Source organism: Nonomuraea solani, from assembly GCF_900108335.1.
Classification (GTDB): Bacteria; Actinomycetota; Actinomycetes; order Streptosporangiales; family Streptosporangiaceae; genus Nonomuraea; species Nonomuraea solani.
On sequence record NZ_FNVT01000003.1, the window covers coordinates 601868 to 617580 of the forward strand.

The 15713-nt window shown below is 67.9% G+C and carries 14 protein-coding genes; 8 read left to right on the plus strand and 6 right to left on the minus strand.

All coding sequences use genetic code 11. The features are described from left to right. Positions 1 to 331 precede the first annotated feature (331 nt). Positions 332 to 1549, plus strand: coding sequence for an MFS transporter (locus C4V41_RS61800; RefSeq protein WP_160150274.1), 1218 nt, complete (start codon positions 332 to 334; stop codon positions 1547 to 1549). Here C4V41_RS61800 and C4V41_RS13860 read toward each other — a convergent pair. Together C4V41_RS13860 and C4V41_RS13865 are read right to left on the minus strand one after the other, a co-directional pair. Next, the gene (locus C4V41_RS13860) at positions 1509 to 1742 is read right to left on the minus strand and encodes a zinc ribbon domain-containing protein (RefSeq protein WP_103956218.1); all 234 of its coding nucleotides are present in this window, start codon (positions 1740 to 1742) and stop codon (positions 1509 to 1511) included. The two genes, C4V41_RS61800 and C4V41_RS13860, sit on opposite strands and share 41 nt — an antisense overlap. An 18-nt stretch (positions 1743 to 1760) precedes the next feature. After that, positions 1761 to 2987: an MFS transporter gene (locus C4V41_RS13865; RefSeq protein ID WP_160150275.1), complete on the minus strand. Its 1227-nt coding sequence runs from the start codon at positions 2985 to 2987 to the stop codon at positions 1761 to 1763. A 70-nt stretch (positions 2988 to 3057) separates the two neighbouring features. Here C4V41_RS13865 and C4V41_RS13870 point away from each other — a divergent pair, with 70 nt between their 5' ends. The 3 genes from C4V41_RS13870 to C4V41_RS13880 all read left to right on the plus strand — a co-directional run bounded on the left by C4V41_RS13870 (position 3058) and on the right by C4V41_RS13880 (position 5843). Then, positions 3058 to 3939 carry a LysR family transcriptional regulator gene (locus tag C4V41_RS13870; protein WP_200823961.1) on the plus strand — a complete coding sequence of 294 codons (882 nt, stop codon included), beginning with the start codon at positions 3058 to 3060 and terminating at the stop codon, positions 3937 to 3939. 127 nt (positions 3940 to 4066) lie between these two features. Further along, positions 4067 to 4621: a TetR/AcrR family transcriptional regulator gene (locus C4V41_RS13875; protein ID WP_160150276.1), complete on the plus strand. Its 555-nt coding sequence runs from the start codon at positions 4067 to 4069 to the stop codon at positions 4619 to 4621. Position 4622: 1 nt separating this feature from the next. Next, positions 4623 to 5843 (plus strand): FAD-dependent oxidoreductase, encoded by a 1221-nt coding sequence (locus tag C4V41_RS13880; RefSeq protein WP_103956221.1) that lies wholly within the window; start codon positions 4623 to 4625, stop codon positions 5841 to 5843. A gap of 139 nt (positions 5844 to 5982) precedes the next feature. Here C4V41_RS13880 and C4V41_RS13885 read toward each other — a convergent pair whose 3' ends face one another. The 3 genes from C4V41_RS13885 to C4V41_RS13895 all read right to left on the minus strand — a co-directional run bounded on the left by C4V41_RS13885 (position 5983) and on the right by C4V41_RS13895 (position 9041). Next, positions 5983 to 7062 carry an LLM class flavin-dependent oxidoreductase gene (locus C4V41_RS13885; protein ID WP_103956222.1) on the minus strand — a complete coding sequence of 360 codons (1080 nt, stop codon included), beginning with the start codon at positions 7060 to 7062 and terminating at the stop codon, positions 5983 to 5985. Between the two features lie 172 nt (positions 7063 to 7234). Further along, entirely contained in the window at positions 7235 to 8245 is a 1011-nt protein-coding gene (locus C4V41_RS13890; protein WP_200823962.1) for an AraC family transcriptional regulator, read from the minus strand. A gap of 67 nt (positions 8246 to 8312) precedes the next feature. Next, positions 8313 to 9041, minus strand: coding sequence for a TetR/AcrR family transcriptional regulator C-terminal domain-containing protein (locus C4V41_RS13895; RefSeq protein WP_103956224.1), 729 nt, complete (start codon positions 9039 to 9041; stop codon positions 8313 to 8315). A 107-nt stretch (positions 9042 to 9148) separates the two neighbouring features. Here C4V41_RS13895 and C4V41_RS13900 point away from each other — a divergent pair, with 107 nt between their 5' ends. The 4 genes from C4V41_RS13900 to C4V41_RS13915 all read left to right on the plus strand — a co-directional run bounded on the left by C4V41_RS13900 (position 9149) and on the right by C4V41_RS13915 (position 14244). After that, positions 9149 to 10243, plus strand: coding sequence for an oxygenase MpaB family protein (locus C4V41_RS13900; protein WP_200823963.1), 1095 nt, complete (start codon positions 9149 to 9151; stop codon positions 10241 to 10243). Position 10244: 1 nt separating this feature from the next. After that, positions 10245 to 11681, plus strand: coding sequence for an aldehyde dehydrogenase family protein (locus C4V41_RS13905; protein ID WP_103956225.1), 1437 nt, complete (start codon positions 10245 to 10247; stop codon positions 11679 to 11681). Between the two features lie 499 nt (positions 11682 to 12180). Further along, on the plus strand, positions 12181 to 12708 hold the full coding sequence (locus tag C4V41_RS13910) for a hypothetical protein (RefSeq protein ID WP_235030105.1): 528 nt from the start codon (positions 12181 to 12183) through the stop codon (positions 12706 to 12708). Between the two features lie 153 nt (positions 12709 to 12861). After that, positions 12862 to 14244: a Dyp-type peroxidase gene (locus C4V41_RS13915; protein WP_235030106.1), complete on the plus strand. Its 1383-nt coding sequence runs from the start codon at positions 12862 to 12864 to the stop codon at positions 14242 to 14244. Between the two features lie 29 nt (positions 14245 to 14273). Here the strand turns inward: C4V41_RS13915 and C4V41_RS13920 are convergent, their stop codons facing one another. Beyond that, positions 14274 to 15395 carry a catalase family protein gene (locus C4V41_RS13920; protein ID WP_103956557.1) on the minus strand — a complete coding sequence of 374 codons (1122 nt, stop codon included), beginning with the start codon at positions 15393 to 15395 and terminating at the stop codon, positions 14274 to 14276. Between the last annotated feature and the right edge of the window lie 318 nt (positions 15396 to 15713).

Below are 15713 nucleotides of genomic sequence, written 5' to 3' on the forward strand. Positions count from 1 at the left end.
GTCGGGGCCGTTCTTGATCGCCTGTGCAACGGGGCCCGACCGTCTTGTGCCGCCATGTCTCTGCCTGAAGCGGGGACATGGTCCCGCCACCTGCGCGAGAGCGCGGCCCGCCATCGCATCGGATCCGCTCGATGCATACTGCGGTGCCGATGATCTACCATGCTGCTATGCAGCACCTTTGTGCCTGACCAGCAGATGCCCCGCTCCCCCGCAGGGTGCGGGGCCGACGACTCGTCTTCGTCGCTCTCTCCCGGTCGCTGCCCGGGATCGATCACTGCTGGAGTCATCGGTGTCGCCTTCTTGCCCGCCGTCTTCCGGAAGCCTCTTCGCGTTGCTACGCGGCAACGCCGATGTCAGACGTCTCATCGGTGCTTGCGCGTTCAGCCTGAGCGGCGACTGGTTCGCCTTCGTCGCCTTGAGCGGGTTCGTCTACCACCACACCGGCTCGGCCGGGTGGACGGCGCTGCTGTTCGCGATCAACTCTCTTCCTGGAGTGCTGCTGTTCCCGCTGATCGGGCCGATGACCGACCGCTTCGACCGGCAACGTCTTCGAGTCGCGTGCGACCTGGGCTCGGTGGTTCCGGTCATCGGCTTACTGATCGCTTTTCATGCTGGTTCTGTAGCGCTGGCCCTGGGGTGCCTGGCCGCATTGTCCGTGCTCGCCGCGGTGGCCGGCCCCATCCCTGAGGCCGCACTGCCGAACCTCGTCACCAGCCGGGAACTGCCACTGGCCCAGACCGTGATCGGCAGCCTGTATTCGGCCGGCCTGCTCGTGGGAGCCGGCCTGGGAGGCGTGGTCACCGCGGCATGGGGGACGTCGGCCACACTCCTCATCGATGGCGCCTCGTTCCTTGTCTCCGCGCTTCTTGTCGCGAAGATCAAGCGGCCCTTCTCCAGCGCCATGACAACGCGCCGGCTGCGGATACGGGCTGACACCGCCGAGCTCTGGCGGTTTCTGCGAACGACTCCGGTGGCATCGGCCCTGATGTGGCTGACCGCAGGACTGCGTCTTTGCTACGGGATGGTCGGACTCCTGCCCCTCTACGCCCTCGATCGCTTCCATGTCGGCGACGCGGGAGTCGGCGCCCTGTACCTCGCGCAAGGGCTCGGCGCCGTTCTCGGGCCCTTCGTGGGCAGACTGCTCACGGGCAGCTCAACCCGTCGACGGCTGTACGTGGCCTCGGCGGCCTTGGCCACCTTCGGCCTCGGATACTTGCTGCTGGCTCACAGCACTCACCTTGGCCCGGGAATGGCCGCGGCCTTGCTAGGCCACATCGGAGTAGGCGCGTGTGCGATCCTCGCCCTCAATGGTCTGCAACTGACGACCCCCGACCACCTCCGTGGGCGGGTCATGGTGTTCGTCTTCAGCCTCTCGTCCGCATTACAGGGGCTGTCGACGCTTGCGGTCGCACCCATGGCCGCGACCATCGGGATGACCGATACCACTCGTCTCCTTGGGGCCTTCGCCGTTTTCTACGCGATCACCTGGTCAATCGGGTCAACACGTATCAGGACCAAACAGTTGGACGCCCCCCATGAGGCGGCTTGACATCCTCCGCCCGCTCTGCCGCCGTATCACGTACGTTCTTCGCGGCGTTGACGTCGGCGTGGTCTCGATGCCCGCAGGCCACGCACCGGGAAAAGGGGCTTGGCTCTCCCGACTGTCCCGGGGCGGTGTGCGTGCAAGCGTCGCAGGTCTGCGACCTGGTCGAAACGGGCCATGAATTGCGGTTCGCCGCCAACCAGCTCGGCGTGGCCCGTTAGTTGTCCGGAAGCCGGTGCACCTTCTGGCAGCGCACAGCGTTGCCGGCAAGACGCGACGGGTGCCTTCGGAGCAGGCCCGGTGCGACACCGCCGAGAACGCAGGTGGCCAGGATCGTGAAGCCGGTCAGCGCGACGCGCGCGTCGGCGTGCCGCGCGGCCACCCCGAGGCCGATCACCGGCACGGACATACCGACATAGGCGGCCAGGAACAGCGTGGCCAACACCCCGGCCCGCTCGTGCCCGCCGTACGACAGCGTCGTCCCCGTCGCCAGACTCACCTTGAACAGCAGGCCGGCACCGCCCCCGCACAACACACCACCAAGCAGGAATATGACCAGCCCCGATGTCCAGATGGCAACCGTGCCCAGCGTCAACCCGCACAACAACAGGACCAGGGACGACACGACCAAGCGAGTGCGCTTTAGCCGATCGGTGAAGAGCTGGGTCACCGCGCCCGCGGCCAGGACCGCGGACACCGCCGCGCCCGAGAGCGCGGGTGATCCGCCGTGGCCGATGGCGGCCAGGAATTCGGGCACCATGCCCACGAAGATGCCCAGCACCGCGAACGCCAGCAGATTTCCCCATGCCGCCGACCAGAACAGGCCCCTGCCCGAGTCGGGGATCGCCGGTCGCTGCGGGTGGTATCGCCACCCGGACACCGCGATCCGCGTTTCCGGCACCAGCCGTAGCCCCGCAAAGGCCCATGCCAGCAGCGCCGCATGAACCAGATGGGGCAGCACGAGCGGCGCGGGCGCCCACTGACCCAGCGTCCCTGCCATAAGCGGCCCAGCGGCCAGGCCGCCGAAGTTGGCCGCGGTGCCGACTCTCGCCGCGCGGTCCGGGCCCGCGTCCGCGTAGAGATCAGCCAGGTAGGCGCTGGCCGTGGGCGTGAGGATTCCCACGGCCAGACCGGACAGGACCCGCGCGACGAGCAGCCCCGCCAGTCCCGGCCAGAGCACGAACGCCACGATGCCGAGCGCCTGCACCGCCACCGATGCGACCAGCACCGGCCGCCGCCCGACGTGATCGGACACCCGACCGACCATCAGCAAACTGGCCAGCACACCGGCGGCATATACGCCGTAGACCAGCGTCACCATCGAGACATCGAGCTGGTCGCGCTGCTGGTACAGCGGGTAAAGCGGCGTGGGCACGGTGTTGGCGGCCATGCCGGCCGCGTAGCACCCGCCCACGATCTTTATGGACAGCCCTGTTCTGGACATGACCTCTACTGTGGAAGGACCATCGATCTCGGTCCAACATGAAACTGGGATGGGTTGAGCTGAAACACAGATGGATCTTCGTAAGCTGGAACATTTCGTCGCCGTAGCCGAGGAGCGAAACTTCACCCGCGCGGCCGCGCGACTGCACATCGTGCAGTCCGGCATCTCCTCCTCCATCAAGGCACTGGAGCGTGAGCTCGGCATACCGTTGTTCTTGCGCACCACCCAGCACGTCGAGCTCACACCCGCTGGTCACGCCCTACTCGTTCAAGCTCGCCGCATCCTCGCCGACGTCGCCGACGCCCATCAGGCGATCGCACGCATCCGCGGCGGGCTGATCGGCACGCTCAACCTTGGCATCCTGTACGGCTATTCGCCGACCGGCATCGCCACCCATCTGGCGCGCTTCCGCGCCGGGCATCCCCAGGTCGCCATCCAGCTGCGTGGCACAGGCGCCCATGACATCGTCGATCATGCCCAGCGGCTCCACAACGGCGACCTCGACCTCGCCTTCCTCTTGGTCACCCGTCCCTTGCCCGGACTCGTCCTGTACCCGATCGGCACCGAGACCGTGCTCCTGGCCTGCCACCCTGACCATCCCCTGGCCACACACGACACCATCAGGCTGGCGGATCTCGCCGCCGAGACCACGATCGACTTCCCTCCCACCTGGGGGGTGCGTTCCGCAGTGGACGCGGCCTATGCCGCGGTCGGTCTCGAGCGGCAGGTCAGATTCGAGATGAACGACCTATCCACCATTCTCGACCTGGTCCGGCACGGGCTGGGAGTCGCGTTCGTACCCGGGTTCCTGACCTGCGAGGCGCCCGGCGTGCGGTTCCTGCGGGTACGCGAGCTCCCGGCCGAGTTCGAGGTCGCCCTTGCCGCCCCCTCCTCACGCCCGCTCAGCCCGGTAAGCGGCGCTTTTCTCGACACGGTCCTGCGACCGATGTGAGTCCAGGCCCTCCGCCAACACGTCGACGCCTGGCTCCAGCAGGCCGGGGACGCGGCAGTGCCCAGCGTCGGAGGTAGCGGATCACTCACATGCTACGATGAATAAACGTTTACTCAATGAGGTGGTCATGTCCAGGACTCGAAGTGAGCAGGCGGTATGGCGCCGCGAGCAACTGCTGGACGCGGCCTTGCGCGTGTTCGCCGACAAGGGCGTGGACGGGGCCACGGTCAAGGACGTGGCTCAGGCCGCCGATGTGACACCGGGCCTGCTGTATCGCTACTTCGACAGCAAAGAAGCGATGGTGGAGACGCTGCTGTCGGAGCGGGGCTTCCTGCCCCGCCTGCGGGAGTTGCGGACGGAGCAGCACGACTCGCGGCCGGCTCCCGAGGTGCTGGCCGAGTTGCTGGAGGCGTTCGACCGGCTGCTGGCCGACAACGCCGAGCTGATGGCGGTGTTCTTCAGCTCGGCCCAGGCCCGCGCGCCGCTGGCGACGTTGGTGAGCGAGGGTCAGCGGCTCATCGGCGACTTCCTGCTCGAACGCATCAATGCCGGCGAACTGCGCCCGCACGACACGGTCACGGCCGCCAGAACCCTGTTCGCCACCGTCGCCGTCAACCGGCGGCTGGGCACCCCCATCGACATCACGGCCCTGGTCGGGCTGCTGTTTCCGGAAGAAGGATGAGATGCGCGCACAGTGCTGTGTCGTCGGGGGCGGCCCCGCGGGCATGATGGCCGGGCTCCTGCTGGCCCGCCAGGGCGTGGAGGTGATCGTGCTGGAGAAACACGCGGACTTCCTGCGCGACTTCCGCGGCGACACTGTCCACCCCTCCACCCTGCAACTGATCGCCGAGCTGGGATGGATCGAGGAGTTCCTGGACCTCCCGCACACCAAGATGCCCCAGGTGGCGGTCAACATGGGCGGCCAGGACGTCACCTTCGCCGATTTCAGCCGGTTGAAGGTGCGCTGCCCCTACATCGCGTTCATGCCGCAGTGGGACGTACTGGACTTCCTGGCCGCCAAGGCCACGGCCTACCCCTCCTTCCGCCTCCTGCGCCGCACCCAGGCGACGGAACTCCTCACCGAGCGGGAGCGGGTGACCGGCGTCCTGGCCGAGACCGAAGACGGCCCCGTGGAGGTGCGGGCCGACCTGGTGATCGGGGCCGACGGCCGCCACTCCACCGTACGGGACCGCGCCGGCCTCACCCCCGTCAGCGCCTCGCCCCCCATGGACGTGCTGTGGTTCCGCCTGCCCCGCCGCCCAGAGGATCGGGTGCCCTTCTTCCAGGGCGGCAAGGGAGCACTGATCTCCATCGACCGTGGTGACTACTGGCAGCTCGCCTACGCGATCCAGGCGGACGCCTTCGCCGAGCTCAAGACCGCCGGGCTGCCGGCGTTCCGGAACCGGGTAGCGCAACTGGCACCCGCCCTGCGCGACCGCGTGGACCACATCCACGACTGGGAGGCGGTGCACCGGCTGAGCGTCCGGGTGGACCGGCTGCCGAGGTGGCACCGGCCAGGGCTGTTGTGCATCGGCGACGCCGCCCACGCCATGTCCCCCGCGGGCGGCGTGGGCATCAACCTGGCCGTGCAGGACGCGGTGGCCACCGCCAACCTGCTGGGCCCGCTTCTCACCCGAGGCGGCGAACCACAAGACGCCGATCTGGCCCGGGTGCAATCACGAAGAGAACGCCCCGCGAGGATCACCCAGGCCTTCCAGCTCGGCATCCTGCGCGATCTCTACCCCAAGAACCTGGGCGACGACACCACCCAGCACGTGCCACCGATCTTCACAGCCTTCCGAACACTGCCGCCGCTACGCCACCTCCTGGGTCGTTTCATCGGCATGGGCGTCCGTCCGGAGCACATCGCCGTCGGACGGTCCTGCGCAGGGGTGGCAGGGTGAGAAGGGTCCGCCATCCCGGCCGGCCCTCGGGCGTGCTCATCCAGTCCAGCCCTTGACCGCCGCCGCCGTGGATGAGCACCACCGGATAGGGCTGGGTCCGCGATTCGAAGACTTGTCCTGTCCATGGATCGGCCGGGCCTCAGCGCGCTGTCGCGTTCCGCGCCCTCAACACGGGCATGACCTCCTCCACGAACAGCCGCCTGTCCTCCGTTGAAAAGAGCTCGACGAGCAGCCGGCGCGCACCGGTTTCGTCGATCGTCCGCTGGAGATTCTCGATCACCTGATCGGGGGTGCCGAAGACGGCGATGGCCGGCCTGTTCTTCTTGGCCGAGCCGGTATCGACATGGAACTCGGCATCGCTCTGGGGGACGGCACGGCGCCCTCCCGCGGTGAAAAGTGACAGGAACCGCCCGAAGGAGTCCGACATCTTCTGCAGGTTGCGCTCGGCCTGTTCCTCGCTCTCCCCGACCGCTACGAATCTCTCGATCATCATGTTCGCGCCGGATCTGACGTGGCCGTGCTCGGCGGCGACCTTGGTGTAGTGCTCCAGCGCCTCTCGGTGGTCCTGGTTGCTGCCGAAGTTGCGCATGACGTTCCAGCCCCGCTCGGCGGCTCGGCCCATGGTGTCCAGGCTCGCGCCGCCCAGCCAGATCGGGAACGGGTCCTGCAGGGGACGGGTCGCGATCGTCGTCGGACGAGTGACCTTGTGGAACACGCCGTCGTAGGTGAAGTCCCGCTCGGTCAAGGCGAGCTGCAGCAACTCGAGGCTTTCTGACCACCCCTGGTTCTGCTCCTCCGGGGTCAACCGTCGGCCCACCGCGATATGCGCTTCACCCGGCACGCCTCGCCCCAGGCCCAGCTCGAACCGGCCCCCGCTCAACAGGTCGAGGGTTCCCGCCTCCTCCGCCACCCTGATCGGGTGATACAGCGGCAGCACCGTCACCGCCGTCCCCAACCGGATCCGGCTCGTCCGTACCGCGGCGGCCGCCAGCAGCAGATGCGGTGACGGGCACGTCATCAACGGCGCATGATGTTCGGTCACCGTCACCCCGTCGAAGCCCAGCTCCTCGGCCTCGACCGCGAACGCCACGAAATCGTCCACCTGACGCTTCTGCCAACGCGGATCGTGGACATCGGGATCAGACTCCGCACCATGCAGACCCACACCGTAGGTGTGCACGAACTTGAGCGTTCGCGGCCCGTCGCTGAGTGCGTCCATGAGCCAACCTCCAAGGAGAGTGGGTGAGGCGACCACAGGCCGACAGAATGTCGGCCACGCCGCGACGATATGCCGCCCTCACTGCCGCACCGATCCACTCAGCGACGTGCCGATCCGCTGGGCGACACGAGGATGACGGCCGGTGCCGCGACGTACCCCCTTCCGAGCCCGATCAGGCCTGGGAAGGGTGCGCCGTCGTGGTCATGTCCGGCCGAGACGAGCGCAAAGTCGTCGAGGGCGGCACCCCGTAGCGCTCCTTGTAGCCGCTTGCGAAGCGCGGCACGTGGCTGAACCCCCACCGGAACGCGATCTCGGCGACGGTGGCACCGGCCCCGGCGACGAGATCGTCGTGCGCCCGCGCGAGCCGGATGCTCTGGATGTACTCCCGCGGCGACACGCCCATGTACCTGCGGAAGTTGCGCTGCAGGGATCGCGGCCCCACGCCCGCCACGGCGGCGAGCCGGGCCGGTGAGAGGTCGCTCGCGGGCTCCTGCTCGATGAGGTCGACCACACGTTTCATTGAAGGTGGACGTGCGGCGGCGTCCGGCCGCTGCGCCAGCTGCGCGGAATGATCGTGCGGTTGCGCCAGCAGCAGGCCGGTCATGAGAAAGTCCGGCCACGGGCTGAGCTCTGGCCCGAATGCGCTCAGGCCCGACGGCTCGTCCAGGTCCCGGACGAGAAGATGGACGGCCTGGGCCCAGGACGCGAGCGCCGGCGCGGTCAGATCCATCTCGGCCTGGAACCGGATGGGGCCGGCGACGTGCCTGCCGAGCATCCGCTCGAGGTGCCGCTCCAGCGCGAAGCGTTCGATGCGCAGGTGCAGCTGGCTGTAGCCGTCGCTGAGGTGCATGGCCGCCCGCATGCGCGGCGAGATGATCCCGGCCGTTCTTGGCGTGAGCACCAGCCGTTCGTCGCCGCACTCGAGCCGATTGCGGCCGGCGAGCGCGAAGTTGACGTCGTAGTAGGAGACCTGCTCGGTAAGCTCGATCCCCACCTCGTCACCGTAGCTACGGCCATAGACGAGCGACATCGGCCCGAGGTCGACCGCAGAGAGATCGGCCAATAAGCCGGGGCCGCCACCAGCGGTGGGCCGATGTGACGACAGGAGCCGGGAAAGACTCGGTCGCATCTTGTCCCTGCCCGCCGACCGAAGCACCGAGAAGCGTCGCAGCGGAGCGTTCACGGGCGCATGCCCTCCACCGATCTCTATCATGAGGTCCCGTGCCCCTGTGGTACATACCGGCGGCTCATCAGTCAAGATCGTGATCAGCGCCGGTATCGACGTTCCTCAACTTCGCCATACGTTCCCGGAGCGCCTCCGTGCCGAGGATGAACGTCTCGATGCCCAGTTCGAACTGAACGTCGTCGTAGGTCGTGACGGGTAGAGCGGCGATACGCGTGAGCGTTTCGAACTGGTGCGGGTCACGCTGCTCGAGTGCTTTGCGCAGGATGACCGGCCGGGGCGGCACTCCGCTTCGCGATGCAAGGTTCGCATCACGTACATAGGCCAGGCAGATGTTGGCGAGCAGCGACAGCGAACGCATCGCGGCCTCGTCGTCGAAGCCGGCGTGGACCATCTTCTTCAGCACCGCCTCGCTCGGTTCCAGCACCCTCGTCACATGCGCATCACTGAGCCGGAGATGTTCGGCGAGGTTGCCGGCGGCGAAGACGCTGTCGGCGAAGGCCCGTGCGAAGGCGCGGCACGCGTCCTGCCATCGGCAGTGGCCATCGATCTCCACGGACGAGAAGCTGTCGGAAAAGGCCTCCATCGCAACCATCGCGAGCAGGGTCTCCCGATCATTGACGTGATGGTTGAGCGCCTTGCGATCGACGCCGAGCGCATCGGCGACGGCCTGCATGGTCAAGTCATCCGGATCCAGCGACCGAGCCGCATCGATGATCCGTTGCAGGGTGAGGCCGGCCCTGACGCCGACGGCGCGGCGGCTTCGTGCGCGCGGCGTTTCCTCGACTCGGCCCATGAGCTTTACCTCTTCGCGGTCGGACTTGACGATCAGCAGGTCACAAGCCTACGCTGCCACTCCAGTTCCCGGCCGGGAACTTGAGTCGGGATCGTTGGAGTCGCAGCATGGACACTGGCAGGAGCGAGCGCACGGGGACGAAGGACTTCCGCATCGTCACCAAGGAGCGAATCGAAGGCACAGCCCAGCGGTGGCGCCGGTTCGGCGAGCCCGTCCCCGCCGGCGGCTCGGTGAAGGAGGACGGCACGCCGGACTACGGCATCTTCGGCCCAGGTTCGATGGTGTGGCAGGTGCTCCTGCACCCGGCCACCATCGTCTTCCAGTACGCCTTCCAGGGGCTCATGCAGTCCACCTACAAGCCGGTCATCGCGGGGGTGCGCGATCACGACCCGCTGTCACGCAACACCCGCAAGGGCACGGTGACCATCTTCGACCTCTTCGAACGCGGCCAGCGGAACTCGGGCATGCACGCGCCGATGTGGCTGGGCGACACCGAGACCGCCCGCCGGATGGCCAAGCACCTGCACACCATCCACAAGAAGGTGGCAGGCGACGTCATCGACGTGGGCGCGCCCGAACTGGGGGGCTATGCGGCGAGCGAACCTCGGGACGCCATGTGGGCGGCCTTGACCGAGATGCACTCGATGCTGTGGCTGTACGAGAACTTCGCCTTCCGCGACGGCTTGCCACCGCACCGGCTCTCGCGCGCGCAGCGTGAGCAGTACATCGCCGAAACGGCCGCCTACTGCCGGCTGGTCGGAGCGCCGGAGGAGGAGATCCCGACCTCGATGGCGGAGCTCGATCGCCTGTACGCGAAGTACGACGACCTTTTCGGCACGAGCAAGTCGATGGCGATCTACCCCGACAACGGACAGAGCTTCCCGATGCAGATGTTCGGCACGATGAAGAAGAACTTCCACCGCTCGCAGCTACCCGCGCTGTTCTACGCCGGGGTACTCGACCACGGGCTGTTTCGGCAGCTCGCCGCCGGAGCGTCCTCTGGCCGGCTGCGCAAGTCCCTCGGCATGGGACGCGCGCGCAGCGCGGTGGCGGTCGCGACGCTGAAGATCTCGTTGCCCTTCATCTGGATGATGCAGCGGGGTAGGTTCGAGCGGCACTACATGCGGCTGATGTGGGGCCCCGACGGCGTGACGCTCATCGAGGCGGCCCGCGCCCTGCAGAAGACGGCGGGCCGGAGCTGAGATGAGGCACCAGAGCGAGACCATCGAACGACCGGGCCAAGGTATCGCGGAGGTGATGGCCACCGCCCGCCGCCGCTTCGACAGCGGCGCGACGCGCTCTCTGCCCTGGCGGATCACGCAACTCGACGCGCTGCATCGCCTGCTGCGGGAGAACGCCACCCTTATCGAGGACGCCCTGTCGACGGATCTGGGCAAGTGCCCGACCGAAACCCGGCTCGCCGAGACCGGTGTGCTCCTGGCCGACATCGACCACACGCGCCGGCACCTGCGGCAGTGGGCCAGGCCGCGCCGGGTCGGCCTGCCACTCAGTCTGTGGCCGGCGACCGCCAGACTCATCCCGCAGCCCCTGGGCGTCGTGCTCGTCATCGCCCCGTGGAACTACCCGGTGCAACTGCTGTTCGCGCCGATGATCGGCGCCATCGCCGCCGGTAACGCGGTCATCCTGAAGCCGAGCGAGCTGACCCCGACGGTCTCGGCGGTCCTGGCCGATGTCATCCCCCGGTACTTGGATACCGACGCCATCCACCTCGTGCAGGGAGGCGTACCGGAGACCACCGAACTGCTCACGCAACGCTTCGACCACATCTTCTACACCGGCAACGGCACGGTCGGCCGCGTGGTGCTGCGCGCGGCCGCCGAACATCTCACGCCCGTAACGCTCGAACTCGGCGGGAAGTCGCCGGTCTGGTTCGACGACGACAAGCACCTGGACCAGGTGGCCCGGCGCATCGCGTGGGGCAAGTTCATGAACGCCGGCCAGACCTGCGTCGCCCCGGACTACGTGATGACCACCCCCGACCGCGTGGACACCCTCATCGAGGCGCTCAAGCGGGCCGTGCTCGACATGCTCGGCCCGGACGCCGCCCAGAGCCCGGACTATGGGCGCATCGTCAACGCCCGCCATCACACCCGGCTCCTGTCCTACCTGGAAGGCGCGGACGTCGCGTTCGGCGGCCAGGCCGACCCTGAGACCTGCTATCTCGCACCTACCATCGTGCGCATGCCGGCCCCGGTCCCGGGCGCGTCAGAGCCGCCTCTGATGAGCGAGGAGATCTTCGGCCCGATCCTGCCCATCGTTGCGATGGCGTCCTCCGAGGCGGCCATCGACTACATCAACGCGCACGACAAACCGCTGGCCCTTTACGTCTTCTCCGCCTCCCGCACCACCCGCGAGAGCTTCGTCGAGCGCACCTCCTCCGGCGGCGTCGGCCTCGACGCGCCGATGCTGCAGGCCGGCATCGAAGCCCTCCCCTTCGGCGGAATAGGGGCCAGCGGCATGGGCAGCTACCACGGCCGCTACTCCTTCGAGACGTTCAGCCACCTCAAACCGGTCGTGCGGCGAAGCCACACCTTGGACACGCTCGGCTTCGCGCGACCGCCGTTCACGGCGTTCAAGCAGAAGATCGCGGCCCGCTCCGCCGGCACCACCATCGATTAGACCTCGGGGTATCGCAGGGAACTGTCAATCCCCTCAAACCGTGGAGACGGTCCTATGCCACAGCGGCCCTCAGCAGGGCTCGCCTCTTCTCGATCATCTGACGCTCGAATGCGACAGGCGGCAGCCCGTCGTTGGCGCCGTGCCTGCTCTTGACGTTGTAGAAGTCCGTGATCCAGGTCGCGATCTTCAGCCGGGCCTCCGCCCGAGTTCCAAGCAGTGCTCAAGCCGTCTTCGGCCGAGTTCACGCGCAGTCGGTGCGGCGGCCCGGGTGCCGCTCATAGCCCCCGCGAATCGGTACGGATCGGCTCCCGCCGCTTGACCGGCCTTTTCCGTGTGGCTGGTAGGGCGCGGTCGAAAATAGGAGGTCAGGGCGATGGCGCCGCATCTGTGAGCGTCTGGTGCCCCTCGTACGGATCCGTAGCAGGAGAGGCTCATCATGGCTGGGATGCCAGGCTCAACCTCATCAGCTCAGCCCGAGCGCCCGGGCATGAGGGATGGTGTGTGCAGCGAGTTCACCGTCTTTTCCAAGATCAAGCCGGGTCACGCGGATGCGCTGCGTGAGGATCTCGCCGCGCTCGCCGGCGGGTCGTCTGACGTGGAAGCTCGTGCGGCGCTGCGCCAGATCGGCACCCTGCACGACGCACGCCATGTGATATTCGACAACGACACCCGGCACATGTTCGCGAGCGTCTTCGACGGCTCCTGGGACACCTACATCGACGACTTCGGCAAGACGGCGGTCGGGGCCCGCTTCGACAAGGTCTTCTCGCACACCGAAGGGTTCCCTGGCGTCACCGACCCGGGGGTGAAGGACTGGTTCCTCGCCCGGCAGGCGCCCGCGGGGGTCTTCGTCAGCTCCTATCCCGATCTGACCGTTCAGCAGATCTGGAAGAACCAACGCGTGAACGAGGCCTTCCAGGCGGTGCTGGACATCCCCGAGTTCCGGGCGGCGCTGGACAACCCGGCGAACGCCGAGCTGCTGGCCACGCCGGCCTTCCAGAAACTGATGGAGGAAGCCGCAGGCTGAAGCTTTGAAGACGACCGATCCCTGAGGCCGAGCCGGCGGCGCAGCGGGGGTGACGCGGGCAGCGGCCGATGCGCACGGATGCCGCGGCGGTGAGTACCGGCGCGCCATGGACCGGGTCGGCGGGCGCGAGCCGACCGGCGCGGGGTTGTCCAGGTGAAGACCAGTGCGGAGGCACAACCGATCATGAACGCGGCGGCAAGCGCGAGCGGGGCCAGCGTGCCCATCGAGGTCGACGACATCCAGAGCGGGGCGTTGCATCCACGGCCCATGCCGTATGTGGGCAGGTTCGTCTTCCTGCGCGTGGATGACCGCCATGCCGGGCGTTCGCTGCTGCGCCGGCTGCTGCCGGCGGTCGAGGGTGGTTTCGCCAGCGTGGATCCGAGCAGGGATGCCTGGGTTGCGGTGGCGTTCACCTACCAGGGGCTGCGGGCGCTGGGGGTGCCGCAGGAGTCGCTGGACAGTTTTCCGCGGGCGTTTCGCCAGGGCATGGCCGCGCGTGCGGACCTGATCGGTGACGTGGGCGAGAGCGCCCCGGCCCACTGGGAGGCACCGTTCGGAACGGGTGAGGTGCATATCGCGTTGAGTGCCCTGTCTCCCGATGCGGCGCGGCTGGAGAAGGCTCTGGAGCGGGCCCGCGTCGCCTGCCAGGACACGCCTGGTGTCCAGGTGATCTGGCGGCAGGAGGTTCGCCAGCTCCCGACCGGGCGTACCACCTTCGGCTTCCGCGATGGCATCAGTCATCCGAACATCGAGGGCCTTGGGCTGCCCGGCTCCAACCCCCGGGAAGCTCCTATCAAGGCGGGCGAGTTCCTCCTCGGCTACCCCGACGAAACCGGCAATCTGCCGCCCATGCCCAGCCCCGAGGTGCTGGGGCGCAACGGGACCTACGTCGCTGTGCGCAAGATTCACACCAAGGTGGCGGCCTGGCGCCGGTACCTGCGCGCGAACACCTCCAGCGCCCAGGAAGAGGCGCTCCTGGCGGCGAAGATGGTCGGGCGCTGGCCCAGCGGGGCGCCGTTGACGCTGACCCCGGAGCACGACGACCCGGAGCTGGGCGCCGACCCCCAGCGCAACAACGACTTCCTGTACCGGGAGAACGACGATCGCGGCTTCCGGTGCCCGGCTGGTGCGCACATCCGGCGTACCAACCCCCGCGATTCCGCCATCATCGGCGACGCGCGCATGCATCGCCTCATCCGCCGCGGCACCAGCTACGGCCCGCCGCTGCCGGAGGGCGTGCTGGACGACGACGGCGCCGACCGAGGGCTGGTCGGGGTCTTCATCGGAGCCCATCTGGAACGTCAGTTTGAGTTCATCAAGGCCGAGTGGGTCAATGACGGCAACTTCATCGGCTTTCCCGGCGAGAAGGACCCGGTGGCCGGGCATCACGGCGGGACCGGCAGCGTCACCATCCCGGACAAGCCGATCCGGCGCCGCCTGCAGAACCTGCCCAGCTTCGTGGTCACCCGAGGCGGCGAGTACTGCTTCGTACCGGGTCTGCGCGCCCTGCGCTGGCTGGCCGCACTGGAGGGCTGAGGGCCCGCCCTATCCCTGAGGTCTCTGAATCACGGCGAGACCTCAGCTGCGCTGTGTGGCTCCCGGCGCTGCTGGTGGTTGAGCCGGTGACGCTGCAGGGAGGAGCGGCGGTAGACCTCCTTGCGGGCCCGCATGATCTCACCGAGCGGGGCGTGTTCGGCCGTGACCCGCCATGGAGTGAAAGAGAGCGCATCCATCTTCGTGAGAGTTTCCTCAGCTGAGATGTCCTGCTGCGGCAGGCGCAACTTGGCGACCGTAACGAAAGGGGACAGCCGCTCGGGCCACTCGACGGTGAGGTCCTCCACTGGCATGCGCTCCAGGTCGGCGCAGAGCTGGACCTGGATGTCGAACGCGTAGGGCCGCTCTCGCATCTCGGCCACCAGGGCCGGCCGGAACACCTCCTCCGCCGAGGTCAGGTCGATGGCGCGATGGACCACCGCGGCCGCGCGACCAGGGTCGGGGACAAGGCGCACCTTGGCGATGTAGTCGCCGTGCCGGACGGCGCCCATCGTCCAGTAGGTCGACAGCAGCACGTTCACCAGCGGCCGCTGCGCCACCGTGAGGAAGGCCAGGAACTCCTCCCACGCCCACTCATCAGGCTCCAGGCTCCCCTTGCCGGTCACGAACTCGCGGTAGAAGCGATGCCGCCCGGGCGGGCCCTGGGCGAAGTACTTCGGCGCGTCCAGGAACAACTCCTGAATGAACAGGTAGTGCTTCACGGTGTTGCAGAAGAAGACCGGCGCGTTGATGAGGGCGTAGTCGAAGGTGCCGGTGTCGGGCTCGTCCTCCAGCAGGGTCGGGCCCCCGATGCCGAACATCTTCAACGCCAGCCCGGTCGCGCGGCCGAGCCGCGCGTCGGCGCCCGCGTGCGGTGAGCCGTTGGAGAAGCGCACGAGCGCGTCATGCCGTCCCGGCGTGGCGTAGATGCCCTGCGCGTACTCGGTGGGAAGCCGGTCGAGGATCTCGACTTCGCCCCTGACGATCCCGTACCCCTTGGCGTGCGCGTCACGGACCGCCAGGCCGGTGCCCTCGGCCGTCACCGATTCGGCGATGAACCGCTCGGTCTTGGCGATCACCGTCTGCAGCATCTCGTCGAATTGTGGACAGGCGGCTTCGATGTCCGGGGTGTATGGGATGAATCGCGATGGCATGCGCTCGATCATCTCCGCTCGCCTGCCGCTCGACTGCGGGACAATACCGTCGATCCAGACCCGGGGGCGGCAGGATCACGTTGTAGTCCCAGGTCACAGCTCAGCGTAGGCAGGCCGACGGGCCGAACGCGGGCTCGAGGACAGCGATTTGGCGGTCAGATTGTCAGCGGATCGCCAAAGAATCGCTCGTTCATGCCCCCGGGGAATCCGTCGTGCGCTGGCCCAACGACTCGCCGCCGGATCGGGCACCGCCCAAGGTGCGACGCGCCGGGTGAGACGATGGCAGGGAAGGGCTCCTCAGGCAGGTCAGCGGGTCAG

Bases quoted from the DNA above. Each gene is read 5' to 3' on its own strand.
- C4V41_RS13865 (WP_160150275.1), bottom strand. From the start codon at position 2,987: ATGTCCAGAACAGGGCTGTCCATAAAGATCGTGGGCGGGTGCTACGCG.
- C4V41_RS13870 (WP_200823961.1), top strand. From the start codon at position 3,058: ATGGATCTTCGTAAGCTGGAACATTTCGTCGCCGTAGCCGAGGAGCGA.
- C4V41_RS13875 (WP_160150276.1), top strand. From the start codon at position 4,067: ATGTCCAGGACTCGAAGTGAGCAGGCGGTATGGCGCCGCGAGCAACTG.
- C4V41_RS13880 (WP_103956221.1), top strand. From the start codon at position 4,623: ATGCGCGCACAGTGCTGTGTCGTCGGGGGCGGCCCCGCGGGCATGATG.
- C4V41_RS13885 (WP_103956222.1), bottom strand. From the start codon at position 7,062: ATGGACGCACTCAGCGACGGGCCGCGAACGCTCAAGTTCGTGCACACC.
- C4V41_RS13895 (WP_103956224.1), bottom strand. From the start codon at position 9,041: ATGGGCCGAGTCGAGGAAACGCCGCGCGCACGAAGCCGCCGCGCCGTC.
- C4V41_RS13900 (WP_200823963.1), top strand. From the start codon at position 9,149: ATGGACACTGGCAGGAGCGAGCGCACGGGGACGAAGGACTTCCGCATC.
- C4V41_RS13905 (WP_103956225.1), top strand. From the start codon at position 10,245: ATGAGGCACCAGAGCGAGACCATCGAACGACCGGGCCAAGGTATCGCG.
- C4V41_RS13920 (WP_103956557.1), bottom strand. From the start codon at position 15,395: ATGCCATCGCGATTCATCCCATACACCCCGGACATCGAAGCCGCCTGT.